The sequence below is a fragment of the Turicibacter sp. genome, assembly GCF_017941855.1.
GTDB lineage: Bacteria > Bacillota_I > Bacilli_A > MOL361 > Turicibacteraceae > Turicibacter > Turicibacter sanguinis.
Genome location: NZ_JAGAVR010000032.1, coordinates 23776 through 48192 on the forward strand (window position 1 = coordinate 23776; position 24417 = coordinate 48192).

Sequence of the window (24417 nt, forward strand, 5' to 3'; positions counted from 1 at the left end):
TAAAAGAGCTTGGTTAATCTTAAACCAAGCCTTTTTATCAGAGATGAAAAATACAGGATAGAAATGGATACTATTTGCACAAGTGCATAAACTATAGTATTATATTAGTAACGCGTTGTAGTGGAGGAGGATGTTTATGGCGGTTTCGAAATACTATCGAATCGATGAACCAAATCAAGAAATTGGAAGTATTGAAATCCATTCACAAGTTTTTGAAGTGATTGCACATAATGCAACAGCAGAAATTGAAGGTGTTTCAAAAATGTTTGAAAGTATCTCACAATCCATCGCAGATACTTTTAATAGTAAAAAACATCGTAATGGTGTTGAAGTAGAATTTGATGAATCAGGGTTAACGATTGATGTTTATGTGAGTATTAAAGCCGGATATACCATTAATGAGGTGGCTGAAAAAATTCAGAAAAATATTCATCAAATGATTTATCATATGACATCAGTTAAAACACATGAAATTTATGTTCATGTCGTATCGATTGATTTTGACTAGTAAAATAAACCACTTTTGGTGGTTTATTTTATTTTTTTCTACGTTTTGTTCATAAATGTGATAAGATATATAGTTGAAATTGTAGAAAATAGTATACAATATAAAAGTAGCAACTTAGAAGATTTGAATAGAAAGAGGGATTTTTGTGATTCGTCATGTTATACGTCAATTTGCAGTACAAACATTATATCAAATGGAAGTGGGGCAACTGACACGTGAAGAAGCCATTGAAAATATTGAATTAATGGTGGAAAGCTTAAAAGAAGAGGCGATTGAATTAATGGCCGAAGAAGTGACACCTCATCAAGCATTACAAATGGAACAAACTTTTAAATTAGATGAATTCTATTTTGAGTTAGTTAACGGGGTATTAACACATAAAGAGGAGTTAGATCAAATCATTAATGATAACCTTCGTGGATGGAGTCTATCACGTTTAAATAAAGTAGATAAAGCTATTTTACGTCTTGCGACATATGAAATGAAATATTGTCAAGACACAGCAAAGAAAATTGTTATTGATGAGGCGTTAGAGTTAACGAAAGAATTCTCAGATACAGGAGATGGAAAAGCACGTAGCTTTAACAATAAAGTTTTAGATCAAATTAGTAAACATATTGCATAGGGTGTGAGTCAATTGGAGCAAAAGCAACCATTAACCGTCAAAGCATTAACCAAATATATTAAATTAAAATTTGACTATGATAAAAATTTACAACACTTATTATTAAAGGGTGAAATTTCAAATTTTAAACGTCATTCCAGAGGGCATTTTTATTTCACGCTCAAAGATGATGAAGCTCAAATTAATGCGGTGATGTTTGCCAGTGCCGCTTCGCAAGTTTCATTTATGCCAAAAGAAGGGATGCAAGTCGTTGTAAAAGGGCATATTGCTGTTTATGAGGCTGGCGGATCGTATTCTTTGTATGTAAAAGAAATGACGGAAGATGGGATTGGAAATTTATATGTTGCCTTTACTCAAATGAAAGAACGTTTAGGTGCGGAAGGATTGTTTGATGCGAGATTTAAACAGCCCATCCCCCCTTTTCCTCATGCGATAGGTGTCATTACCTCTCCAACAGGGGCGGCGATTCGAGATGTATTATCGACCATTAAAAGGCGTTTTCCCCTTGTGAAGGTGTATGTTTATCCGGCTCTGGTGCAAGGAGAACAAGCAGCACCTTCAATCGTTAAATGTATTCAACAAGCAAATGAACTCAAACAAGTAGATACTTTAATTGTGGGGCGCGGTGGTGGATCAATTGAAGACCTGTGGGCTTTTAATGAAGAAATTGTGGCCAGAGCCATTTTTGAATCAAAAATTCCAATTATCTCTGCCGTTGGTCATGAAACGGACTTTACGATTGCTGATTTCGTCGCAGATCATCGTGCCCCAACACCGACAGGAGCAGCAGAAATAGCTGTTCCGAATGTCGTAGATGTTTTAAAACACTTGAATCAACTAAATGTGAGGTTAAATCACAATTTTAATGTTCAATTCGAACAAAAAAAGCAATGGCTTTCACAGCTATCGAATCATTATATTATGAAAAATCCTCATGCTTTATTTGAGCAACGTTTAGTTTATGTCAGTCAGTTAAATGATAAACTACAGTACCAATTACAACAACAACTGAGAAAACGTCAACAAATTTTAATGATGCATTCTAATCGATTGATTCAACACAATCCAAAGCAACGAGTGATGAATTATCAACACCAACTCGAATACTTGTCTAAAGCTTTACAAAGTGGAATGAATCAAGAGTTAGCAAATCAAAAACAACACTATGGATTACTTTTAACGAAACTCGACATGCTTAATCCCATGTCTATTTTGAAAAAAGGATACACGGTGACAACGAATGATAAAAACGAAATGGTGACGAGTGTTTCACAAGTAAGTGTGGGACAAAAAGTAACCGTTGCCTTTGATGATGGATCATTTGTTGCAGAGGTTGATGAAATAAAATCGATGTGAAAGGGTGAATCTTAGTGAGTGAACCAAAAATGAATTTTGATGAAGCATTAAGTCAATTAGAACAAGTGGTTCGTCAGCTAGAAGCTGGAAATTTACCACTTGAGCGTTCAATCGAGCTGTATAAGCAAGGAATGTCTTTATCTAATGAATGCCACCAAAAGCTTCAAAAAATTGAAGCAGAAGTTGCAAAATTAGTTGATTCATCAGGAAATGTCACGGATTTCGAGATTCCGGGGGAATAGTTCATGTTATCAACTTATATTGAAACGAATAAAAAACCATTTGAAAAGGTCATGTTTGACTTAATTGAATCAGAACCTATCCCATCAGAATTAAAAGAATCGATGCTTTACTCGTTAAAAGTAGGAGGGAAGCGATTAAGACCTATTCTGTTATTTGCTGTGTTAGAATCTTTTAACCTCGCACCACAAAAAGGATATCACGTCGCAGCAGCACTTGAAATGATTCATACTTATTCCTTAATTCATGATGATTTACCTGCAATGGATGATGATGCATTGCGTCGTGGGAAACCAACCAATCACATTGTTTTTGGTGAAGCAACAGCTATTTTAGCAGGTGATAGTCTATTGACACATGCCTTTAAAGTCATTGCAGAAGACGAACGATTGACGACAAATCAACGATTATCGTTGATTCAAGCATTATCGTTAGCCTCTGGACCTATGGGAATGGTAGCAGGTCAAGTTCTTGATATGGAAGCTGAAGTTAAAGCAGTGTCTTTAGAACAACTCAAACAGATTCATGTGAATAAGACGGGGCGATTAATCGAATTTGCGATTGTAGCAGGAGCGATTATTGCGCAGGCTGATGATGAAGTCATTAACCAGTTGAAACAATTTGCGTATCATCTTGGACTTGCCTTTCAAATTAAAGATGATATTTTAGATGTTGAAGGTAGTACAGCTGTGTTAGGAAAAAACGTAGGAAGTGATTTAGTAAATGGAAAGAGCACTTATGTGTCATTAACGTCTTTAACAGAAGCAAAAAACATGTTAGAAGAAGAAATTAAGTGTGCTAAAGTAATCTTACATAACCTTCCAGTTTCAACAGCTGTCTTAGAAGCTATTACCGATTACATTAAAGACCGTCAAGCTTAATAAAAATGGGGGCGATTAGACTTAATCGTCCTTTTTTTGACGATTTATCTTCATTTATAATGAATAATGGATGGCTACTGGTGGGAAAAAAAGTCGAAGTGTGGTATGATGATAGAATAAAAATCAAATATGGTTATATTTGAGAAGAAAAGATTAATAATAAAGGTGAAAATGAGGTTGGAGTGATAGAGATGTATAACATCAAGGAGATACAAGATCCTACGTTTATAAAACAATTATCGAATCGACAATTGAAAATTCTTTGTAAGGATCTTCGTACGTTCTTAATCGATTCGTTATCTAAAACAGGTGGACATCTGTCATCAAATCTCGGGGTGGTTGAATTAACCGTTGCTTTGCATAAGGTATTTAACTCACCAGAAGATAAATTTATTTGGGATGTAGGACATCAAAGCTATATCCATAAAATCTTAACAGGAAGAGCAAAGGATTTTCCAACATTAAGACAGTATAAAGGGCTGTCAGGCTTTCCAAAGCGAAAAGAGTCAAGCCATGATTGCTGGGAAACTGGTCATGCCTCTACCTCTATTTCAGCTGCAGTTGGAATGGCTTACGCCAGAGATTTAAATGAAGATGATTATCATGTCATTGCTATTATCGGTGACGGCTCATTAACAGGTGGAATGGCATATGAAGCTTTAAATCATATTGGACATACGAATAAGCGTTTAATCGTCATTTTAAATGACAATGAGATGGCAATTTCACCGAATGTCGGAGCCTTACATAATATTTTAGGAACGATTCGAACAACAGATTCATATTTAAATACAAAACGTCAAGTCAAAGCTGTTTTGAAGGGAAATCAGGTGTTAAATGGTGTGATTCACCGTACAAAGGGAAGTGTTAAGCGATTACTTATTGGAAATACACCTTTTGATGCGTTAGGATTTAAATATTTTGGACCCGTTGATGGACATAATCTGAATGACCTGATAAAGAATTTGAATTTTGCTAAAAAAGCGGATAAACCGGTCCTCATTCATGTGAAAACTACAAAAGGAAAAGGATTCTCGTTTGCCGAACAAGATAAGCTAGGAACATGGCACGGCGTTGGAAAATTTAATAAACGAACGGGAAATGTTGCGGGAGATAAAAAAGAAAATCAAATTTCTTGGAGTAAATTGATTAGTAATGGGTTAATGGAGCTAACAGCGCACGATAAACGTTGTGCAGTGATTACACCCGCCATGATTAATGGGTCGGCATTAAATGAATATGCCAAGCGTTATCCCGATCGTTTAATCGATGTGGGGATCGCAGAAGAGCATGCTGTTACGATGGCAGGTGGAATGGCGACTCAGGGAATGAAACCATTTGTTTCAATCTATTCGACGTTTTTAAAACGTTCATATGATCAAATTCATCACGATATTGCGAGACAAAATTTGGATGTTGTCTTTGGGATTGATCGAGCAGGGATTGTTGGAGCAGATGGCGAGACCCATCAGGGGCTTTATGATATTGCAATGCTTCGTCCAGTGCCTAATATGACACTGATGATGCCTCGTAATGGGGAAGAAGCATACAATCTTCTTTATACCGCTTATCAAACGCCAGGACCATTTGCAATGCGTTATCCACGTGGTGATGTTTGGCAAGTTGATCCTCATTATCATGAGTGGAAAATGATTGAAATTGGATCTTGGGAGTGGTTAGCAACCGCTCAGGATGCAGTCATTGTTTCAATGGGGCCGGTTTTAAGTGAATTAGCTGAATTAGTTGAGGAACTAAAGTTAGAAGGCCTTCACATTGGATTGGTTAATGCAAGATTTATTAAACCGTTGGATTATAAAATGCTTGATGAAATAGCCGCCTTACAGGTTCCGATCATTGTTTATGAAGAATCAACGTTAATAGCAGGACTCGGATCAGCCATTTTAGAGTATTACAATGAGACAAACCAAAGGGTTGAGATCAACCGATTAGGAATTCCGGATATTTATGTTCAACACGGTCGTGTCTCAGAAATTTTAGAAGAACTTCATTTAACAATCGAAGATGTTAAATTAGAAGTGATGCGTAGCTTAAAGAAATAGGTCGGTGTAAGTTAATGAAAAAAGAACGAATTGATGTGTTATTGACACAACTTGGATATTTTAATTCACGTGAAACAGCTAAGCGTGCCATCATGGCAGGGCTTGTTTTAGTGGATCAACAACGAATTGATAAACCGGGAGAAAAGGTTCCAGTAGAATCAAATATTACTGTAAAAGGAAACGTTTGTCCTTATGTCAGTCGAGGTGGATTTAAGCTTGAAAAAGCCATTAAAGCCTTTAATTTAGATTTAAAAGATAAAATTATTATTGATATCGGATCCTCAACAGGAGGATTTACAGATTGTGCCCTTCAAAATGGTGCTAAACTCTCGTATGCCGTTGATGTGGGTTACAACCAATTAGACTGGAAAATTCGTCAAGATGAGCGAGTCATTTGTATGGAACGTACAAACTTCAGATATATGACACCGGAAAATCTAACGCATGGTGTTCCTGAATTTGCATGTATCGATGTTTCATTTATCTCATTAAAAATCATTTTCCCAGTTTTAAAACAATTATTAGCAAAAGAAGGGCAAGTGGCAGCGTTAATTAAGCCACAGTTTGAAGCAGGAAAAGATCAGGTAGGTAAAAAAGGAATTGTGCGTGATCCTAAAATACATATCAAAGTTATTCAAGAAATTGTGGATTTCTTAACTGCTTTAGAATTAAGTGTATTAGGATTAACTTATTCACCGATTAAAGGTGGCGAAGGAAACATTGAGTTTTTAGTTCATGTTGGAAACAATGAACAGTTGACAACTTTAATTACTGAAAAAGAAATTATTAATGTGGTAACGGAAGCTCATAGTCAATTATAAACAAAAGAAGCGAAAAGAGGGGAGATGCATATCTCTCCTTTTATTATTTTTGAAACAAATGTTTGTTTTTTTAAAAAACGAGAGTTGAACAAATGTTCTATTTTTGATATAATGTGAAACAAATGAAATGAATTTTGGTAAGAGATATAGCTTATCGTGACATAAGAATAAAATAAAGATAATTTGAACAATATAGTGGGTGATTATATGTTATCGCATTTATCAATTCAAAATATGGCCATCATTGAAGGGTTACAATTAGATTTAAATCAAAAAATGACGGTGTTAACCGGAGAAACGGGAGCCGGAAAATCAATTATTATTGATGCTATTTCATTATTGATTGGAGATCGTGCCTCAACCGATTTAATTCGTCATCATGAAGAAATGGCAGTGGTTGAAGGCGTTTTTGAAATTGAGAACAATAAACCGTTAAAATCTTATCTAATCGCACATGATATTCCATTTGAGACGCAATTAATTGTTAAACGTACCATTAAACGTTCAGGTAATGGCCAAATTCGAGTAAACGGAGAATTAATGACAGCCAATCAACTAAAAGAAATTGGTCAATATTTAGTGGATATTCATGTTCAACATGATACACATCGATTATTTAATCAAGATTATAATTATCAATTAATTGATAACTTTGATACATCTGATCAAATAGAGAAGGCTAATAAAGCGTATCAAAAGGCTTTAAAGGGGTATAACGGAGCGAAGAAAAAGTATCTCGATTTTAAAAAAAATGCAGATGAAATTCAAAAGCGAATGGATTTAATTCTTTTTCAAAAAAGTGAAATCGAAAAAGTCAATCTGAAAAAGGGTGAATTAGAAGAGCTTGAAGATCGTCGCCATATCATTTTAAATTCGGATAAATTACATAAATCATATACTCAAATTTTATATAATTTAAAAGGAGATGGCGGTGCCATTGAAAAATTATATGAGGCCTACAATCAAACTCAAATGCTTGCTAACATTGATGAAGAGTTAACACCTTCTGTTTCACAAATGGCGGATATTTATTATGGCTTAGAAGAGTTTTTAATGATGATTAATTCGAAGTTAGATGAATTAAATTATTATCCAGAAGAGCTTGACGAAATTGAATCACGATTAAATGAACTGCAAATGTTAAAACGAAAGTATCGTATGGATATCGAAGAAATCATGACCTACCATGCTCAAATTGTGGAAGAGTTGGCCCAAGTTGAGGATTTTGATCACTATGAGAAAAACCTTCATGAGGAATTAAAAACTGCTCATCGGGACTTAATTGAAGCGGGAGAGGTATTGAATCAACATCGTCAAGAAATTTCAGAGGTGATTAAGACTCAGCTGATTCAAGAATTAAATGATTTACAGTTATTTAATACTCAGTTTGATATTGCCTTTACACGCCATCAAACCGATGAAATAATTCAAGGATTTTATACGATCAATGGAATTTATGATATTCAATTCTTATTAAGTACAAATAAAGGAGAGCCAATGAAACCTTTAAACAAGGTAGCATCAGGTGGAGAGTTATCTCGAATTATGTTAGCCTTAAAAACGATTTTGAATCGTGGTCAATTCATTTCAACCATTATTTTTGATGAAATCGATACAGGAGTTAGTGGTCAAGTTGCTTCAAGTATTGGGGCAAAAATGAAAGAGATTGCCAAACAAAAACAAGTTTTATGTATCACGCATTTACCACAAGTTGCTTCACTCGCAGATTATCATATTCATGTCTCTAAACATGAACGCAATGAACGCACCATTACGTCTGTTAAATATTTAACACTCGAAGAGAGAATGCATGAGATTGCGAGAATGTTAAGTAGTGATAATATTACGGAATCGGCAATATTAAATGCGAAACAATTATTACAAAATCATTAATAAATATGAAGAATTCCTTTTTTTTGAGCGCTAGAGTAGAAAAATTGGAATTCTTTTTTTTAGATATTTGAGATTGAAAGAGCCATAATAATTTTGTAGTTCGTGTCGAATAAAGTTGAAAGGAGGCGCAATATGAATCAAAAATTTAATAAAAATTTAAAAAAAGTTTATAATCTTTTGATATTTGTCTTCTCATTAATCAGTATTGTCGCTCCTGCAAGTGAATATGCATGGGCCAAAACGGATAATGAACAACTTTTACACATTGATGAAAAACGAAAAATCTATGAGGTTTCTCATCATCGATTCGAAAAAACAAACACAGTGGCTTCAGTCGACCGATATATGCTTATTCCGGGTGGTGATGCCATTGGAATCAAGATTCAAACAGATGGATTAGTCGTCGTGGATACTTATTTAGTCAATACCTCTAATGGAGCGATTAATCCGGCTAAAGAAGCAGGAATTGTGAAAGGTGATTTAATTGTAGCTGTGAATAATCAAAAAATTACGACTGTTGATGATTATAAGCAGCAATTATTATTGAGCCAAAATAGTGGTCAATTGATCTTAACTGTAAATCGTCAAGGCAAAATTGAACATGTTACGGTTCATCCGGTGACGTCTACAGAAGGCGTCACCACGACGGGACTTTATCTACGTGATAAGTTAGCTGGAATTGGAACCTTGACATTTATTGATCCAAATTCCTTGAAATATGGAGCACTTGGACATGAAATTATTGATCAAGATACCAATCAGTTAGTGACGGTGAGTTATGGAGAAATTATAAACTCCAATGTGACAGCAATTCGTAAAGCGGCAACAGGTAGACCAGGTGAAAAAGTGGCTGACATTTTATTTGATCAAAAGTTAGGAACACTGGAAAAAAACAATAACTTCGGTATCTATGGTGTTATGGGAAATGCTGATACATTTAGTAAAGAACCGATGCCAATTGCTTATGCGAATGAGGTAAAAACTGGTCCAGCTCAAATTTATACTGTATTAAATGGAAATAAAGTTGAGGTATTTAATATTAACATTACCGAAGTCAATCCTCAAACACAAAAAGCTATTAAAGGATTAAAATACGTGGTAACGGATGAACGCTTGCTCAATGAAACCGGTGGAATTGTTCAAGGGATGAGTGGTAGTCCAATCATTCAAGATGGAAAAATTGTAGGTGCTGTTACTCATGTATTAGTTCATGATGCGACGATGGGATATGGTATTTTTATTGAGTGGATGCTACAAGAAGCGGGAATTGATTATTTAAATATTCAAAGTACAACGAATGTAGCTTAGCTAAATACCCAAATTCGACAAAATTCCACATTGTGAGGTGAATATTCGCTCTTTGTGAATAAAAGACAAAACATGATAAAAAATATTTGTCGAATAGAAAAAGTAAAATTTACAATATTTTAAAAATTTACAAGTAATCATTGAAAAATGTAAGGAACTGTAATTTAATAGTAATATAAACCGTAAAAAATTAGGGGGACAAGAGATGAGTAAATTAAGAGTTCTATTAGCGGACGACAATAAAGAATTAATTACTGTACTTTCAGAGTATATTTCTTTACAAGACGACATGGAAGTAGTGGAAGTAGCGGGAAACGGGAATGAAGTTTTATCGACATTACGTCAACGTGAAATTGATATTTTATTATTAGATGTTGTAATGCCTGATTTAGATGGTGTGAGCGTACTCGAAGAATTACGTGAAAATCCTTCAATGTATCGTCGTCCACGTCATATCATTATGTTCACAGCTTTCAATCAAGAAAAAATTATGATGCGTGCTGCTGAATTAGGAGCTTCATATTTTATTATGAAACCATTTGAAATTAATAAAATTGTTAAAATTATTCGTGACATTAACGTACGTTTTGATGCTGTAGAACCATCAAAACCATCAGTGAACGCCTTATACTCAAGCCGCCCTGTTGTAAAAGAGTTTGACTTAGAGGCTGAAATTACGAATATTTTACATGAAATGGGTGTGCCAGCTCATATCAAAGGATACTTATACTTACGTGAGTCAATTAAAATGGTTTATAACGATATTGAATTGTTAGGATCAATTACAAAAGTATTATATCCAGATGTAGCAAAAAAATATAAAACAACGGCTTCACGTGTTGAGCGTGCGATTCGTCATGCCATCGAAGTAGCATGGAATCGCGGAAATATTGAAGCGATCTCAAATATTTTTGGCTATACGGTAAGTGTATCAAAATCTAAACCAACGAACTCAGAGTTTATTGCGATGATTGCCGATAAACTTCGTTTAGAACATAAAAATAAAGTTGCATCTTAATAATCAAACAAAAAGAGTATTGACCGAATCAATACTCTTTTTTATTTTTTTCTTTAAACAACTCACGTTTAAAACGTTTTTTTAATATACTATCGCAGTGGTAAATCTAAAGAACAATTAGCAAGCAAATCGTTAATTGTTCTTAGAAAGGAGAAGCAAGCTAACTAAATAAGGAAATTTAACTAATGAACGTTATGTCTCTTTAATAGAATGGCTTGTAAACGTGAGACAATGAGTGAAAAATATATAAATCATCAGATTTTAACCTGTTCTTGTCCAGTTTGTCATGCAATAAAGCAAAGTTTTTATCCGATTGATTTTTATCATTATCCAATTGATCAAAATTCAGGAATTCCGTCAATTAATATTCCAGTTGAAATTTTACCAGAAAACAAATCATCAAATTCGCCGATGGTAACCGATTATGCTAATAGGAGCTCAGCATGGATAAGTGATGAAGAGGCAGTCTTTTTACAATATGCAACTCATCCTATTTATGAGTTTCGGGGAGTGTGGGTGACAACTGTTCGAAATAGTGACTTTCCAAATAAGGCAGTTTTTGAAGATGGAACATTCGATTTAGAGTTATTTAAACGTGAGTTTTTTTCAATTTTAAAGCATTGTAAATTATTAAATCTAAATGCCATCTTTTTTCAAGTAAGACCTCAAGGTGATGCATTTTACGAGTCTAAGATAAATCCATGGAGTGAATTTTTATCTGGACAACAAGGCGTAAGGCCTGATTGGGGAGATTTTGATCCATTAGAATGGATGATTACCATGACGCATGGTGCCGGTCTTGAATTTCATGCATGGTTTAATCCATATCGCTTAAGTTCTATTTCTAAAGAGGGAAATTCTAAAGAGGAATTGTTAAATCGCCTAGCTCCTAATCATTTTGCAAAAAAAAATCCACAATATGTTTATTTCTTTGACGGTCAAATTTTCCTAGATCCAGGATTTCCTCAAGTCCAAAAGCACGTGATTCAAAGTGTGATGGAAGTGGTCCAAAATTATTCGATTGATGCGGTTCATTTTGATGATTATTTTTATCCCTATTCCTATCTAACGATAATAGATGGTGAACCTAAAGAAATAAGTTTTAATGATGAGAGTCCAGATATCGAGACCTATGAAACGTATCATCAACCTGGACAAAGTATTAAGCAGTGGCGTGAATATAACGTTAATTCACTGATTTATTCCTTGTCCTTGTCCATCCGTAAATACAATCGAGAAACAGGCAAAAGTATCGCATTTGGTGTGAGCCCGTTTGGAGTTTGGGCATCAAATTTTGAACAATCTGTCGGATCAAAAACGTCTCCGTACCAACTTTCTTCATTAGATGAATACGTGAATTCAAAATTATGGGTTGATGAGGAGTGGGTAGATTATTTAATCCCACAAAACTATTGGTCGTTTCACGATCCCTTATCTCCTTTTGGTGAAGTGGCGAATTGGTGGAATGAGGTGGTTAAATCCTCAAGAACACAACTATACATGGGAATTGGTCTTTATTTATACCTAGAAGATAACCAAAATCCTTCTTGGCAAGAGGCTCGAGAAGTAAGCAATCAAATCAAATATACAAGAGTATTATCAAATGTAGAAGGATTTGCTCTTTTTACCTATCGTAATTTGGTTATGAGACCTCAGTCTAATGTAGCCGGTCAACAAGTTTTAAATGTAGCACTTGAGTACCTGAGTTTGGATGTATTGAAATATAAAAGTTTAATCCCACCTAGAACCTGGTTACAAACTAAAGCAATTCATCCTGTTAGTGGATTGCAAGTTCGACGTTGTGAAGACGATAACTGTTTAGTATTTTATGATCAGCTAGATAATGACAGTCAGTATTATGTTATTTATCGTTGTGAAGGGGCAGTGGAAAATTTTGATTTTAATGAGGCTGCCAATATCTTAGACGTTATCGGACGGAATTATGGAGAGGCGATGCAACACTATACGGATATTGAGATTGATGAAAATCAAACTTATACTTATGCCGTCACGGCTCTTTCTCAAGCCCAAGTCCAATCGCTAGCAGTAGCTTATGTATTCATGCCCTAAATAAAAAAATCATTTACTCCTTAGTAAATGATTTTTTTGTTTTTTATTAGAATAAAGTATTATTCAGACGCGCAATAACGTAAGCAACCATTGAGATTAATGGAGCCACAACAAACGATAAAGCTAAAATTAATAATAAGATTTTTGTCCCCTTCATTTTGTTTAAATTATGCTTTGCTTTTTTCGCCATATAAAATTCACCTCTAAGACAAAGTTTGCTATAATGTTTAATGTAACTTAATCTATTATAATATAAATAAGTAGAAAAAGAAAGAGGATTTACCGTGGGAGAACCGATATTTAGAATTATATTCCATATTGACTTAAACGCTTTCTTTGCCTCGTGTGAAGCCATCCTACATCCAGAGTTGAATCAACAACCACTAGTGATTACAGGTGAGAAACAGTCAAAGCGAGGGATTGTCGTGACAGCAAATTATGAAGCGAGAAAATATGGGATTCATAGCGCGATGCCCTTGATGCAGGCCAAGAAAAAATGTCCTCATTTAGTGGTGGCACCTGTTCGCTTTGATCTATATCGTAAAATTTCGAAGCAATTTATTCAAATTTTACAGGAATACTCTCCGTTAGTTGAAAAAGCCTCGATTGATGAGGCTTATGTTGATGTGACGCATCACTATCAAAATATGCATCCGTTAGTGCTGGCTCAGCACATTCAAGCACGAATAGCAAAAGATTTACAAATTGGATGTAGTATCGGAGTGGCGCCCAATAAATTTTTAGCCAAAATGGCATCAGATATGAAAAAGCCAAATGGGATTACCGTCCTACGAAAACGCGATTTACAGACGATGCTTTGGCCCATGTCCATTGAAGAAATGTTTGGGATTGGCAAAGCATCGGCACCCAAATTAAGACAATTTGGTATTCATAAAATTGGTGATTTAACGACCATTGAAGATGTCGAAAAATTTCAACAACTTTTTGGAAAGCATGCTCTTAAGTGGATTGAAGATGCGAAAGGTGAAGATAAAACACCCATTAATCCAAATAAATATGAGGAATTATCAAGCATTGGTCATTCAACAACTTTTCCAAAAGATTATAGTTTTGAAATCGAATTAAAACAGCAAGCGAAGTTAATGTGCCAAAAAACGGCGAATCGATTAAAACAACATGGTGTTTATGCCAAGACGGTTAGTTTGCAGATAAAAGAAGCGAATTTCAGACAGAGTAGTCGAAGTAAAACGCTCACGATTCCAGTGCAAACCGTCGATGAGCTTTACGCTGTGATTGAGGAGCTATTTGATGAGCATTGGGAGGGTGAGCCTCTGCGGTTGATTGGCGTCAGTACCTCTAATTTAGTGAAGACGAAGAAAGTGACAGAACAGCTTAATTTATTTAATTATCAAAATTTTGCTGAAGAAGAAAAACTAAACCAACTATTGCAAAAAATTAAAACAAAACACGGAGAATCCAGTATTTTTAAAGGGATTAAGAAAGGTGAGAATAAAAAATGATGAACTTAGAAGAAAAACAAGTTAGCACTAAAACTTATTATACAAACCCATTTCTAAAAGTGACTGAAGATGAGGTGATTTTACCAGATCAAAAAGAGGCTAAACGCGTCGTAGTCCATCATCCGGGTGGTGTGAATCTAATTGCGTTAGATGAGGAGAACCGTTTGTTATTAGTCGAACAATATCGCTATCCGGTTGGAAAAACAACACTTGAAACACCAGCGGGAAAAATTGAGCCAGGAGAAGAAACAATCATTACAGCAAGACGTGAACTTGAGGAAGAAACAGGCTATACCTGTGATTGTTTAGAACGTGTCGGACGTTTTGCAACATCACCCGGTTTTTGTAATGAATACATTGAAAATTTCTTTGCTAAAAATATTCAAAAATTAGATCATAAGGTCGCAGGGGATGACGATGAGTTTTTAAACTTATACCGTGTGACAAAAGAAGAAGCCATTCAGTATATTGAATCAGGATTTATTTGTGATTTTAAAACGATTTACGCGATTCAGTATTTAATGATGTATCATATTTGGTAAAAATATCGATTTTTAAAAAATTAGGATCAAAAGGAAAAAAGACGATGAGTTAATTTTATAAAAAAATTAAATAATTTTATGAATTATATCATAAACTTCCCACCCTATTACATAAGTTTGAGTATAAAGGGGGGAAGTGCTCATGGTCGCACACAAAAAACGTCGCAAAAAAACATTTAACTATGTCTTATATGTCATGTATGTCCTACTATTACTCGTCTTAATTGGAGATATCATTGGCTCTTCGCTTTACGTTAAGCTTGAACAAGCTTCACAAACATCTTTAATGTCTTATGTTGGAGACAATATTAGTTCATTCGATCCAAATCAATGGTCATTTAATCAATTGTTTTATAAACAATTTATGTATCAAGGAAGTATGTGGGTACTTGGGTTATCTATTATTGGAATTGTGGTCAATTTGTTTTTAGTCTTTTTAAAAGGCGTGATTGCTGGATTTAATGTGTTTTTTATCTTTCAAACCTTATCTCCACTTTCAGCACTAATCACAAGCTTTTTATGGCTATTGCAATATTTATTGATTTTAGGTGTCACCATTTTAAGTGGGTATTTCAGTATTCGTTTTGTCATCTTACTGTTAAAAATTATTTTTGTGAAAAAAAATAATGCGTTACTTCAAAAGCATTTTCTATATTATTTCTATCAATTAGTCATTGTCATGGTTTTAACCTTGGTAACCTCAGGTTTAACTTATTTCATTCAACCGGTTGTGTACCATCAGTTTGAAAAAGCAGGACAAACAGATGCTTTAGAGGCTAAAGAATCGGCAGATGACTTTTTATCGACTCATGAGGGAGCAACATCTGACGTTTGGTTGCAAATTGATGTAAATTTCGATTCAGAAGTGATATAATAAAGATAGAAATTTAAAAACGTAATACAAGATGGTGAAAAGATGAAGCAACTTTCGCAATATGAAACTTTGATTGTTAAATCAGGATCGAAATTAACAAAGCAACGTAAACAAATACTAAAGACGATTGTGACCCATTCTGATGAGCACTTCTCCGCTGAGTCACTTTATGATTTAGTTAAACACTTAGATGATACGATTGGGATTGCGACTGTGTATCGCACATTAGAATTATTCGAAAAATTAAAAATTGTTCGTAATGTTAAAATTAAAAATGATGGGATTAATTATTATGATTTAATGGAGCTAGGGGAAGAAACTCATTTACATCATCATTTAATTTGTACAAAATGTCAAAAAATTATTGAGATGGCAGATGAACTTGAAAGTTATGAGTCATTTATTAAAGAAAAATATGGATTTGATGTGATTGACCATGACTTAACTTTCTATGGGATTTGTAAAGAGTGCCAATCATCAATTCAATAAAAGACTTCTACCCTCGTGTAGAAGTCTTTTTTAAATAAAGGATAGGGAAATTATGAATAAAAATTATCAGTATTATTTAAATGACTTTTTAGCACATCTATTAATCGATCGTGGGTTGAGTTTAAATACCAAGATTAGTTATGAACGCGACTTAACAGAATACCTTCTTTATTTACAAAATCAATCGGTTCATCAGTTGGACGAGATTAGGCGAGAACATGTGCAACAATATTTGATAACGTTATATGAACGGAACCTAAATACAAAATCAGTTGCAAGACATCTTTCTGCCATTCGTTCATTTCATCAATATTTAATGATTGAGAAAATTTCAAATACGAACCCATGTGAACTCATTGAATCACCCAAATTAAAACGTCACTTACCTGAAATCTTAAGCATTGACGAAGTAGAGCACCTGTTGAGTAGCTTTAATACGAAGACAGTGAATGATATTCGGAATAAGGCAATGGTTGAACTGATGTATGCTTCAGGACTTCGCGTCAGTGAATTACTTCAATTAAAGCTTGATGATGTTCACTTATCGATGATGTTTGTACGATGTGTTGGAAAGGGAGATAAAGAACGTATAGTTCCGATTGGTGAAGTAGCGACTGAATTACTTCAGCTTTATTTAGATACCGCGCGTCCAAAGCTTTTAAAAAAATCGAATGATTGGTTATTTTTGAATCGGTTTGGAGAAGTAATGACGCGACAAGGGTTTTGGAAAATCTTAAAAAAACAAGCGAAAGAAGCGGGAATTGAGAAGGAAATATCACCTCATAAATTACGTCATTCCTTTGCAACTCATTTAATTGAAAATGGAGTTGATTTGAGACTTGTCCAAGAAATGCTGGGTCATTCTGATATTTCAACGACTCAAATTTATACACACATAAGTAAAGAACATCTAAAAGATGTCTATGATTTATACCATCCGAGAAGTCAAAAAGACGATGTTGAAATTTAATCCTTTTTCTCGCCAATTTAAGGAATTTGAACTATAATAAATATAGATGCAAAAAATTAGAATAATAATAAATGACTAGTTTTAGGCAGAAGAAAGGACGTTGTATATGAAATATAATCGTGTATTTTTAGTTATAATGGATTCTGTTGGAGCAGGGGAATTACCTGATGCCAAAGACTATAATGATACAGGAGCTAATACGCTTAAACATATTGCACAAACAGCAAAAGGATTAAACTTACCTCATTTACAATCATTAGGACTTGGAAGTATTACGGAGATTGAGGGCGTGGCTCCGACAACTCCTGCCAAAGGATACTATACAAAATGTGAAGAATTATCAGTTGGAAAAGATACGATGACAGGTCATTGGGAAATAATGGGTCTTAAAGTGACAGAACCATTTCAAACGTTTACAGATACTGGATTTCCAAAAGAGTTAATTGATGAATTAGAAGAGAAAACAGGACGTAAAGTGGTTGGGAATAAATCGGCTTCTGGAACTGAAATTTTAGATGAATTAGGAGAACATCATCTAAAAACAGGCGATCTTATCGTTTATACATCAGCGGATTCTGTTTTACAAATTGCGGCTCATGAAGACGTGATTTCACCAGAAGAGTTATGGAAAATTTGTAAACAAGCACGTGAAATGACGATGAAAGAAGAATGGAAAGTTGGACGTATTATTGCTCGTCCATTTGTTGGAGCTAAAAAAGGTGAGTTTAAACGTACACCAAATCGTCATGATTATGCGTTAAAGCCGTTTGGACGTACTGTTTTAAATGAATTAAAAGATGCTAATAAAGAAGTCATTGCAATCGGAAAAATTAATGATATTTACGTCGGAGAAGGAATCACTGAATCCATTTTAACGAAGTCAAATGAAGATGGAATGAATCAATTATTAAACGTGATGAAACGTGATTTTAATGGATTAGCATTCTTGAATTTAGTTGATTTTGATGCCATGTATGGACATCGTCGTGATCCACTTGGATATGCGAAATGTTTAGAAGAATTCGATGTTCAACTAGGTGATGTATTATCACAAATGAAGGAAGATGATTTATTAATCATTTCAGCCGATCATGGGAATGACCCAATTGCAAGCGGAAGTGATCATACACGTGAATATATTCCGGTATTAATGTATTCTCCATCCATGCAAGCGGGTGGGGAGTTACCGATTGGAAAAACGTTTGCAAATATTGGAGCAACAGTTGCTGAAAACTTTGAAGTGGAGTTGCCAGCAATCGGAGAAAGTTATTTAGCATCGTTAAACTAAGGAAATTAAAGCTCAAGGACAAGTCCTTGAGTTTTTTATAGGAAGTCGGGGTGAAACCAATTTGGAATCCAAAGATAGACGAGATGAAATTTTAGAGCATTTAAAGCAAGCAGGTCATCCAGTTAAAGGAAGTGAATTAGCTAAAATGTTTGCTGTTAGTCGTCAAGTTATCGTTCAAGATATTGCTTTGATTCGTGCGAAGGGGATTTCAGTCGTGGCAACACCTTCTGGGTATATGATCCAAACTCCTATTACAACAGGTGTATTGAAGACTATCTGTTGTAAACATGGTCAACGTATCGAAGAATTAGAAACTGAGTTAGAATTAATTATTTCGTTTGGTGGAAAAGTATTAGATGTCGTCGTAGAACATCCCATTTATGGAGAAATTCGTGCTGTGTTAAACATAAATTGTTTAATGGACATTAAACAATTTATTAATCAGGTCAAATCTCAAGCCTCTAAGCCACTTTCTTTACTAACTGAGGGGATTCATTATCATACGATTGAAGTAACAGATGAATCCATGTATGAATCCATTATAAATGCCTTAAATCAACATCATTATTTATATTAAGAATCATAGGAGTTCCTATGATTTTTTTTATTCTTTGAAATATTTTAGAGCAATTCGGATACCTTATTAAAGGAGAAGTGAGGGATTAAAAATGCCTGAGCAAAAACGACTCGAATAAAAGACTCAATGAAAAAGTGGTGATTTAATCTTTAAATCATGAAATCTTGTCATCATACGAGCAATTGAAAAAGAAAACGTTTAAAAAATGAAAACAAAAATTGTCGAACTATTGAACATTATGTAAATTTTAAGTAAAATAAAAAAATAAACAAGTAAAAAGGTGGCGAGCAATGATGGTTAAACATATTGTGATGTGGAAAATTCAAGGTATTAATGGCCTTTCTAAAGAAGAAGTGGCGACTAACATTAAATCAGAATTAGAAGCCTTAAATGGACAAATTGAAGGATTACTAAGTTTAGAAGTTGGAATTGACTTTTTACACTCGGATTCATCGTATGATGTGGTCTTATACTCTGAATTAGAGAGTAAAGAGGCATTAGATTTTTATCAATCACATCCTCTTCATGTACAGGTTGCTACAAACACTGTAAAACCAGCTGCTACTTCACGAATTGTTGTGGATTACGAAATTTAATTTTTGAAGGCAGTGAGGATTATTTAACAAGTGAAAGAAATGACGTATCTCTTGTTATTTATCAACTTTTATAATATAATGTCGGAATAAGTAGAGAACTTGATCTGCCATATTAACTAAAGGGAGAGGCTATCTAACATGAAACACAATCACGAGGCGTACAATTTAGTCTTTGGTATTTCAATATATGATATTTTTGGTTTTACATCATCAACATATCGTTCACATGATTCAAACCCAGGACGTGTGAAAGTTTCTTTTGGTGGTGTTTGTCGTAACATTGCTGAGAATATGGCACGTGTAGGTGGAAATACAAAGTTCATTTCTATTTTAGGAAATGATGAAAAAGGGAAGAGTATTCTTGAACATGCAAAATCAATGAATTTTGATATGTCTGATTCATTAGTGGTAGAAGGAGCATCAACTCCAACTTATGTTGCTATTTTAGATGAAAATGGTGAGATGGTGTCAGCTATTGTGGATATCAATATTGATCACCATATGGATGCAGCATTTATTGACTCAAAGGCATCAGTTATTGAAGGCGCAGAATATATGTTTTTTGGAGCAGATAATCCTGAATGTATTGAGTATATTGTTAAAAAATATGCTGGAAAAACAAAGTTCGTTTTAGATCCTGTTTCAGCGGCCAAAGCAAAAAATATTAAACATTTACTACCTTATTTTCATACGGTAAAACCAAATCGTCACGAAGCAGAAGTGTTATGTGACTGTGAAATTAAAACGATAGAAGATGTTCGTCGTGCTGGCGCATATTTTATGGAAGTCGGAGTTGAAAATGTCTTTATCAGTTTAGATGCAGATGGTGTTTACTATTGTAATCAATCTGAAGAGGGGATTATCAAACCGATGGATGTAAAAGTGGTGAACGTAACAGGTGCTGGGGATGCTTTTATCGCGGGTATTGGTTATGCTTATTTAAATCATATGCCGATTGCAGAAGCTGTCCAATTTGCACAAACAATGTCGATTGTGACGATTTCTCATGAGGAAACAATTCATCCTCATTTATGCCATAATTATGTAAAACAACAGATGAATGAATTAACGTGGGACATGATTAAATTTTAACGAAAAGTGCTATCTCTAAGGATTGAGGTAGCACTTTTTTTATATAGAAGTAAGTAAGTCGTATCAAAATTGAAAATTGAAAAAAAATAGGGAGAAAAAAAGACATATTAAAGATCTAACGTTGAACTTGTACTGATACTTGTAGAATGTTGAGGAGATGATTTTTGATAGAAGATTTGAAATGAGGGATAAAGTAGCTAAAAAGACATAATATGTCGAAAATTGAGATACCGGTTACATAAAGGTTCACCCTTGTTTTCAAAAATGAAAACGATATAATTATTTATGTCAAGATATCGAAAGTTATAATTTGACACGTATTTTTTAATAAAGCCATGAATGACACCGAGAAGGATAACATAGAGGAGGCGTTATTGTCGTGAATAAAGTATGGTGGAAAGAGGCAGTAGCCTATCAAATCTATCCAAGAAGTTTTATGGATTCAAATGGAGATGGGATTGGAGATTTAAAAGGAATCATTCAAAAGCTAGATTACTTAAAAGATTTAGGAATTGATGTATTATGGATTTCTCCGTTTTATAAATCACCGAATGATGATTGTGGTTATGATATTAGTGACTACTGTGATATCATGGATGAATTTGGAACAATGGCCGACTTCGACTTATTATTAAGTGAAGTACATAAACGTGGGATGAAATTGATTGCTGATTTAGTGATTAATCATACGAGTGATGAGCATCCATGGTTTATAGAATCACGTTCTTCATTAGATAATCCAAAACGTGATTGGTATATTTGGCGTGATGGAAAAGACGGTGCTGAGCCAAATAACTGGGAAAGTATTTTTAGTGGGTCAGCATGGGAATACGATGATGAAACAAAACAGTATTATATGCACTTATTTTCAAAGAAACAGCCTGACTTAAACTGGGAAAATGAAGAAGTCCGCCAAGCTTTATATGATATGGTTAATTGGTGGTTAGATAAAGGGATTGATGGATTTAGAGTAGATGCCATTAGTCACATTAAAAAAGAAGAAGGATTAAGTGATCTTCCTAATCCAACAGGGTTAAAATATGTTTCTTCTTTTGAAAAGCATATGAATGTTGAAGGGATTCACCCATTACTTGAAGATTTAAAGAAAAATACATTTGATAAGTATGACATCATGACAGTCGGAGAGGCGAATGGTGTTAAAATTGAAGATGCTGAGCTTTGGGTTGGAGAGCAAGAAGGTAAATTTAATATGGTTTTCCAATTTGAACATTTAGGTTTATGGAAAGATAATGGAGAATCTGGAAAAGATATTATTGGCTTAAAACAAATTTTATCAAAGTGGCAAAAAGGTTTATATAATAAGGGGTGGAATGCTCTTTATATTGAAAATCACGATTTGGCACGTATTGTCTCAACGCTTGGTGATGATGAGTTGTATTGGAAAGAAAGTGCAACGTCACTAGCTGTTATGTATTTCTTAATGCAAGGGACACCGTTTATTTATCAAGGACAAGAAATTGGAATGACGAATGTTCATTTTAAAACGGTTGAGGAATACCAAGATGTTCAAAGTACAGGTCTCTATTATTCTAAATTAGAACAGGGAATGGCACATGAAGATATTATGGAAATTATTTGGGCAACGGCACGTGGAAATTCACGTACACCGATGCAATGGGATGAGACTGTAAATGGTGGATTCTCAAGTGGAACACCGTGGTTAGCTGTTAATCCAAATTACAAAGAGATTAACGTGGCTCAACAATTAGCAGATGAAGAGTCAATCTTAAATTTCTATAAAAAAATGATTCAACTTAAAAAATCACATGATGTGTTTACTTATGGGGAATATGATTTGACTCTAGACAATCACCCGGCAATTTATGCTTATACAAGAACGCTAGATCATGAGCAAGTTTTAATTTTATCAAATTTAACAGATCAAGAAGTGGCGTTTGAATTAGAAGAGATGAACTTAGTATTCGATCAGTTAATGTTATCAAATTATAAAGTTGAAGAACATGAACCGATGATGAAGGGGACATTAAAACCATATGAGGCACGTGTTTACCGTATTAAGGATAAACAGTAGAGGATAATTAGGAGGAAAAAGTATGAAAAAACCAGGATTTATGTCATTTGATTTCTGGCAAAAATTTGGGAAAGCATTGATGGTTGTTGTGGCAGTTATGCCTGCAGCAGGAATCATGATTTCAATTGCAAAATTAATTGCAATGTCAGGTGGAGATATTAACTTTATCGCGACGATTGCACGAGTAATGGAAGATATCGGATGGGCGATTATCGGAAATCTTCACATCTTATTTGCCGTTGCAATCGGAGGATCTTGGGCAAAAGAACGTGCAGGAGGAGCTTTCTCGGCATTAATTGCGTTTATTTTAATTAATCGTATTACAGGAGCTATTTTTGGAATATCATCTGATATGTTAGCAGATCCAACGATGACGGTTCAATCATTATTTGGAGCTGAGATGGTTGTTTCAGATTATTTTACTTCTGTGCTTGGAGCACCAGCTCTAAACATGGGAGTGTTCGTAGGAATTATTTCAGGATTCTTAGGTGCTTCTTTATTTAATAAATATTATAACTTTAATAAATTACCACAGGCCTTAGCATTTTTTAATGGTAAGCGATTTGTTCCATTCGTTGTTATTTTAGGTTCAACGATTACAGCACTTATCTTATCGATTGTTTGGCCATTTGCTCAAGGAGCTTTAAATTCATTTGGACAATGGATTGCGACGTCTCAAGATACAGCCCCAATTATTGCCCCATTTATTTATGGAGCAGGAGAGCGCTTATTATTGCCATTTGGTTTACATCATATGTTAACGATTCCAATGAACTACACAGAATTAGGTGGAGTTTATGAAGTTTTAACAGGTCCAAATGCTGGATCAATTGTTGCGGGACAAGAATCATTATGGTTAGCATGGGTAACAGATTTAAATAATTTAAATGCAGCCGGAGATAGCGTTGCTTATAATCAATTATTAGAGTCGGTGACGCCAGCTCGCTTCAAAGCAGGACAAGTGATCTTATCAACAGCTTCATTAATGGGAGCTGCCCTAGCGATGTATCGTAATGTTGACACTGATAAAAAAGCAGCTTATCGCTCAATGTTCTTATCGGCAGCTTTAGCAACCTTCTTAACAGGAGTTTCAGAACCATTAGAATTTATGTTCATGTTTATCTCACCTGTGTTATACTTAATTTATGCGGTTTTAGCTGGATTAGCGTTTGCTTTATCTGATTTGATTAACTTACGTATTCATGCTTTCGGATTTATTGAGTTCTTAACGCGTATTCCAATGATGGTCAATGCAGGATTAACGATGGATATCATCAACTTTATCTTAGCTTGTTTAGCATTCTTTGGATTAAACTTTGGTATTTTCAATTTTGCCATTAAAAAATTCAACATTGCAACACCAGGACGTTTAGGAAACTATAATGATGATGATGAGACATCTCAGGCAAGTGTTACGACAGCGGCTGGTAGCTCACAAGCTAATGAAATTATTAACTTATTAGGTGGGGCTGAAAATATTGTAGATGTTGATGCTTGTATGACGCGTTTACGTGTAACTGTTAAAGATCCAGATCATGTTTCAGAACAAGCAGGATGGAAAGCCTCTGGAGCACTTGGGTTAATCATTAAAGATAATGGAATTCAGGCCATTTATGGACCGAAAGCTGACGTGTTAAAATCAGAAATTCAAGATATTTTAGGTCTATAGGAGAAT

The 24417-nt window shown here is 34.5% G+C and carries 23 protein-coding genes; 22 read left to right on the top strand and 1 reads right to left on the bottom strand.

The features are described from left to right. Positions 1 to 136: 136 nt before the first annotated feature. The 11 genes from J6D32_RS04900 to J6D32_RS04950 all read left to right on the top strand — a co-directional run bounded on the left by J6D32_RS04900 (position 137) and on the right by J6D32_RS04950 (position 12780). Positions 137 to 508 (top strand): Asp23/Gls24 family envelope stress response protein, encoded by a 372-nt coding sequence (locus tag J6D32_RS04900; protein WP_006785564.1) that lies wholly within the window; start codon positions 137 to 139, stop codon positions 506 to 508. Between the two features lie 145 nt (positions 509 to 653). Then, positions 654 to 1133, top strand: coding sequence for a transcription antitermination factor NusB (nusB, locus tag J6D32_RS04905; protein WP_055164773.1), 480 nt, complete (start codon positions 654 to 656; stop codon positions 1131 to 1133). Positions 1134 to 1136: 3 nt separating this feature from the next. After that, positions 1137 to 2489: an exodeoxyribonuclease VII large subunit gene (xseA, locus tag J6D32_RS04910; protein ID WP_238672910.1), complete on the top strand. Its 1353-nt coding sequence runs from the start codon at positions 1137 to 1139 to the stop codon at positions 2487 to 2489. 14 nt (positions 2490 to 2503) lie between these two features. Continuing rightward, a complete protein-coding gene (xseB, locus tag J6D32_RS04915; protein WP_006785567.1) occupies positions 2504 to 2731 on the top strand; it encodes an exodeoxyribonuclease VII small subunit in 228 nt (75 codons plus the stop codon). Positions 2732 to 2734: 3 nt separating this feature from the next. Continuing rightward, positions 2735 to 3610, top strand: a complete 876-nt coding sequence (locus J6D32_RS04920; RefSeq protein WP_006785568.1) for a polyprenyl synthetase family protein — start codon at positions 2735 to 2737, stop codon at positions 3608 to 3610. A 191-nt stretch (positions 3611 to 3801) separates the two neighbouring features. Further along, positions 3802 to 5670, top strand: a complete 1869-nt coding sequence (dxs, locus tag J6D32_RS04925; protein WP_006785569.1) for a 1-deoxy-D-xylulose-5-phosphate synthase — start codon at positions 3802 to 3804, stop codon at positions 5668 to 5670. 14 nt (positions 5671 to 5684) lie between these two features. Next, the gene (locus J6D32_RS04930; protein WP_006785570.1) at positions 5685 to 6491 is read left to right on the top strand and encodes a TlyA family RNA methyltransferase; all 807 of its coding nucleotides are present in this window, start codon (positions 5685 to 5687) and stop codon (positions 6489 to 6491) included. 207 nt (positions 6492 to 6698) lie between these two features. Then, positions 6699 to 8384, top strand: a complete 1686-nt coding sequence (recN, locus tag J6D32_RS04935) for a DNA repair protein RecN (protein WP_006785571.1) — start codon at positions 6699 to 6701, stop codon at positions 8382 to 8384. Positions 8385 to 8516: 132 nt separating this feature from the next. Further along, on the top strand, positions 8517 to 9692 hold the full coding sequence (gene spoIVB, locus J6D32_RS04940; protein ID WP_006785572.1) for a SpoIVB peptidase: 1176 nt from the start codon (positions 8517 to 8519) through the stop codon (positions 9690 to 9692). Between the two features lie 205 nt (positions 9693 to 9897). Then, a complete protein-coding gene (spo0A, locus tag J6D32_RS04945; protein ID WP_006785573.1) occupies positions 9898 to 10710 on the top strand; it encodes a sporulation transcription factor Spo0A in 813 nt (270 codons plus the stop codon). 231 nt (positions 10711 to 10941) lie between these two features. Then, on the top strand, positions 10942 to 12780 hold the full coding sequence (locus tag J6D32_RS04950; protein WP_230310400.1) for a glycoside hydrolase family 10-like protein: 1839 nt from the start codon (positions 10942 to 10944) through the stop codon (positions 12778 to 12780). 46 nt (positions 12781 to 12826) lie between these two features. On the opposite strand, the gene J6D32_RS04955 is transcribed toward J6D32_RS04950, so the two are convergent. Continuing rightward, positions 12827 to 12970, bottom strand: coding sequence for a hypothetical protein (locus tag J6D32_RS04955; protein ID WP_006785575.1), 144 nt, complete (start codon positions 12968 to 12970; stop codon positions 12827 to 12829). Between the two features lie 94 nt (positions 12971 to 13064). On the opposite strand from J6D32_RS04955, the gene J6D32_RS04960 reads away from it, so the two are divergent. The 11 genes from J6D32_RS04960 to J6D32_RS05010 all read left to right on the top strand — a co-directional run bounded on the left by J6D32_RS04960 (position 13065) and on the right by J6D32_RS05010 (position 24411). Further along, positions 13065 to 14261 (top strand): DNA polymerase IV, encoded by a 1197-nt coding sequence (locus J6D32_RS04960; protein ID WP_006785576.1) that lies wholly within the window; start codon positions 13065 to 13067, stop codon positions 14259 to 14261. Further along, positions 14258 to 14803, top strand: a complete 546-nt coding sequence (locus J6D32_RS04965; RefSeq protein WP_287467372.1) for an NUDIX hydrolase — start codon at positions 14258 to 14260, stop codon at positions 14801 to 14803. Before J6D32_RS04960 ends, J6D32_RS04965 begins: the two co-directional genes overlap by 4 nt. Before the next feature lie 142 nt (positions 14804 to 14945). Further along, the gene (locus tag J6D32_RS04970; protein WP_006785578.1) at positions 14946 to 15677 is read left to right on the top strand and encodes a stage II sporulation protein M; all 732 of its coding nucleotides are present in this window, start codon (positions 14946 to 14948) and stop codon (positions 15675 to 15677) included. A 42-nt stretch (positions 15678 to 15719) separates the two neighbouring features. Next, a complete protein-coding gene (locus tag J6D32_RS04975; RefSeq protein ID WP_006785579.1) occupies positions 15720 to 16166 on the top strand; it encodes a Fur family transcriptional regulator in 447 nt (148 codons plus the stop codon). Between the two features lie 52 nt (positions 16167 to 16218). Next, complete coding sequence (xerD, locus tag J6D32_RS04980; protein WP_006785580.1) at positions 16219 to 17136, top strand: site-specific tyrosine recombinase XerD; 918 nt, start codon at positions 16219 to 16221, stop codon at positions 17134 to 17136. A gap of 106 nt (positions 17137 to 17242) precedes the next feature. Next, the gene (gene deoB, locus J6D32_RS04985) at positions 17243 to 18424 is read left to right on the top strand and encodes a phosphopentomutase (RefSeq protein WP_009606428.1); all 1182 of its coding nucleotides are present in this window, start codon (positions 17243 to 17245) and stop codon (positions 18422 to 18424) included. 61 nt (positions 18425 to 18485) lie between these two features. Beyond that, positions 18486 to 19001 carry a transcription repressor NadR gene (locus tag J6D32_RS04990; protein ID WP_006785582.1) on the top strand — a complete coding sequence of 172 codons (516 nt, stop codon included), beginning with the start codon at positions 18486 to 18488 and terminating at the stop codon, positions 18999 to 19001. A 290-nt stretch (positions 19002 to 19291) separates the two neighbouring features. After that, positions 19292 to 19597, top strand: coding sequence for a Dabb family protein (locus tag J6D32_RS04995; protein ID WP_009606478.1), 306 nt, complete (start codon positions 19292 to 19294; stop codon positions 19595 to 19597). Positions 19598 to 19735: 138 nt separating this feature from the next. Further along, positions 19736 to 20689, top strand: coding sequence for a carbohydrate kinase family protein (locus J6D32_RS05000; protein WP_006785584.1), 954 nt, complete (start codon positions 19736 to 19738; stop codon positions 20687 to 20689). A gap of 379 nt (positions 20690 to 21068) precedes the next feature. Next, positions 21069 to 22742, top strand: a complete 1674-nt coding sequence (locus tag J6D32_RS05005; RefSeq protein ID WP_195943978.1) for a glycoside hydrolase family 13 protein — start codon at positions 21069 to 21071, stop codon at positions 22740 to 22742. Between the two features lie 22 nt (positions 22743 to 22764). After that, positions 22765 to 24411: a PTS transporter subunit IIBC gene (locus J6D32_RS05010; RefSeq protein WP_006785586.1), complete on the top strand. Its 1647-nt coding sequence runs from the start codon at positions 22765 to 22767 to the stop codon at positions 24409 to 24411. The last annotated feature ends 6 nt before the right edge of the window (positions 24412 to 24417 follow it).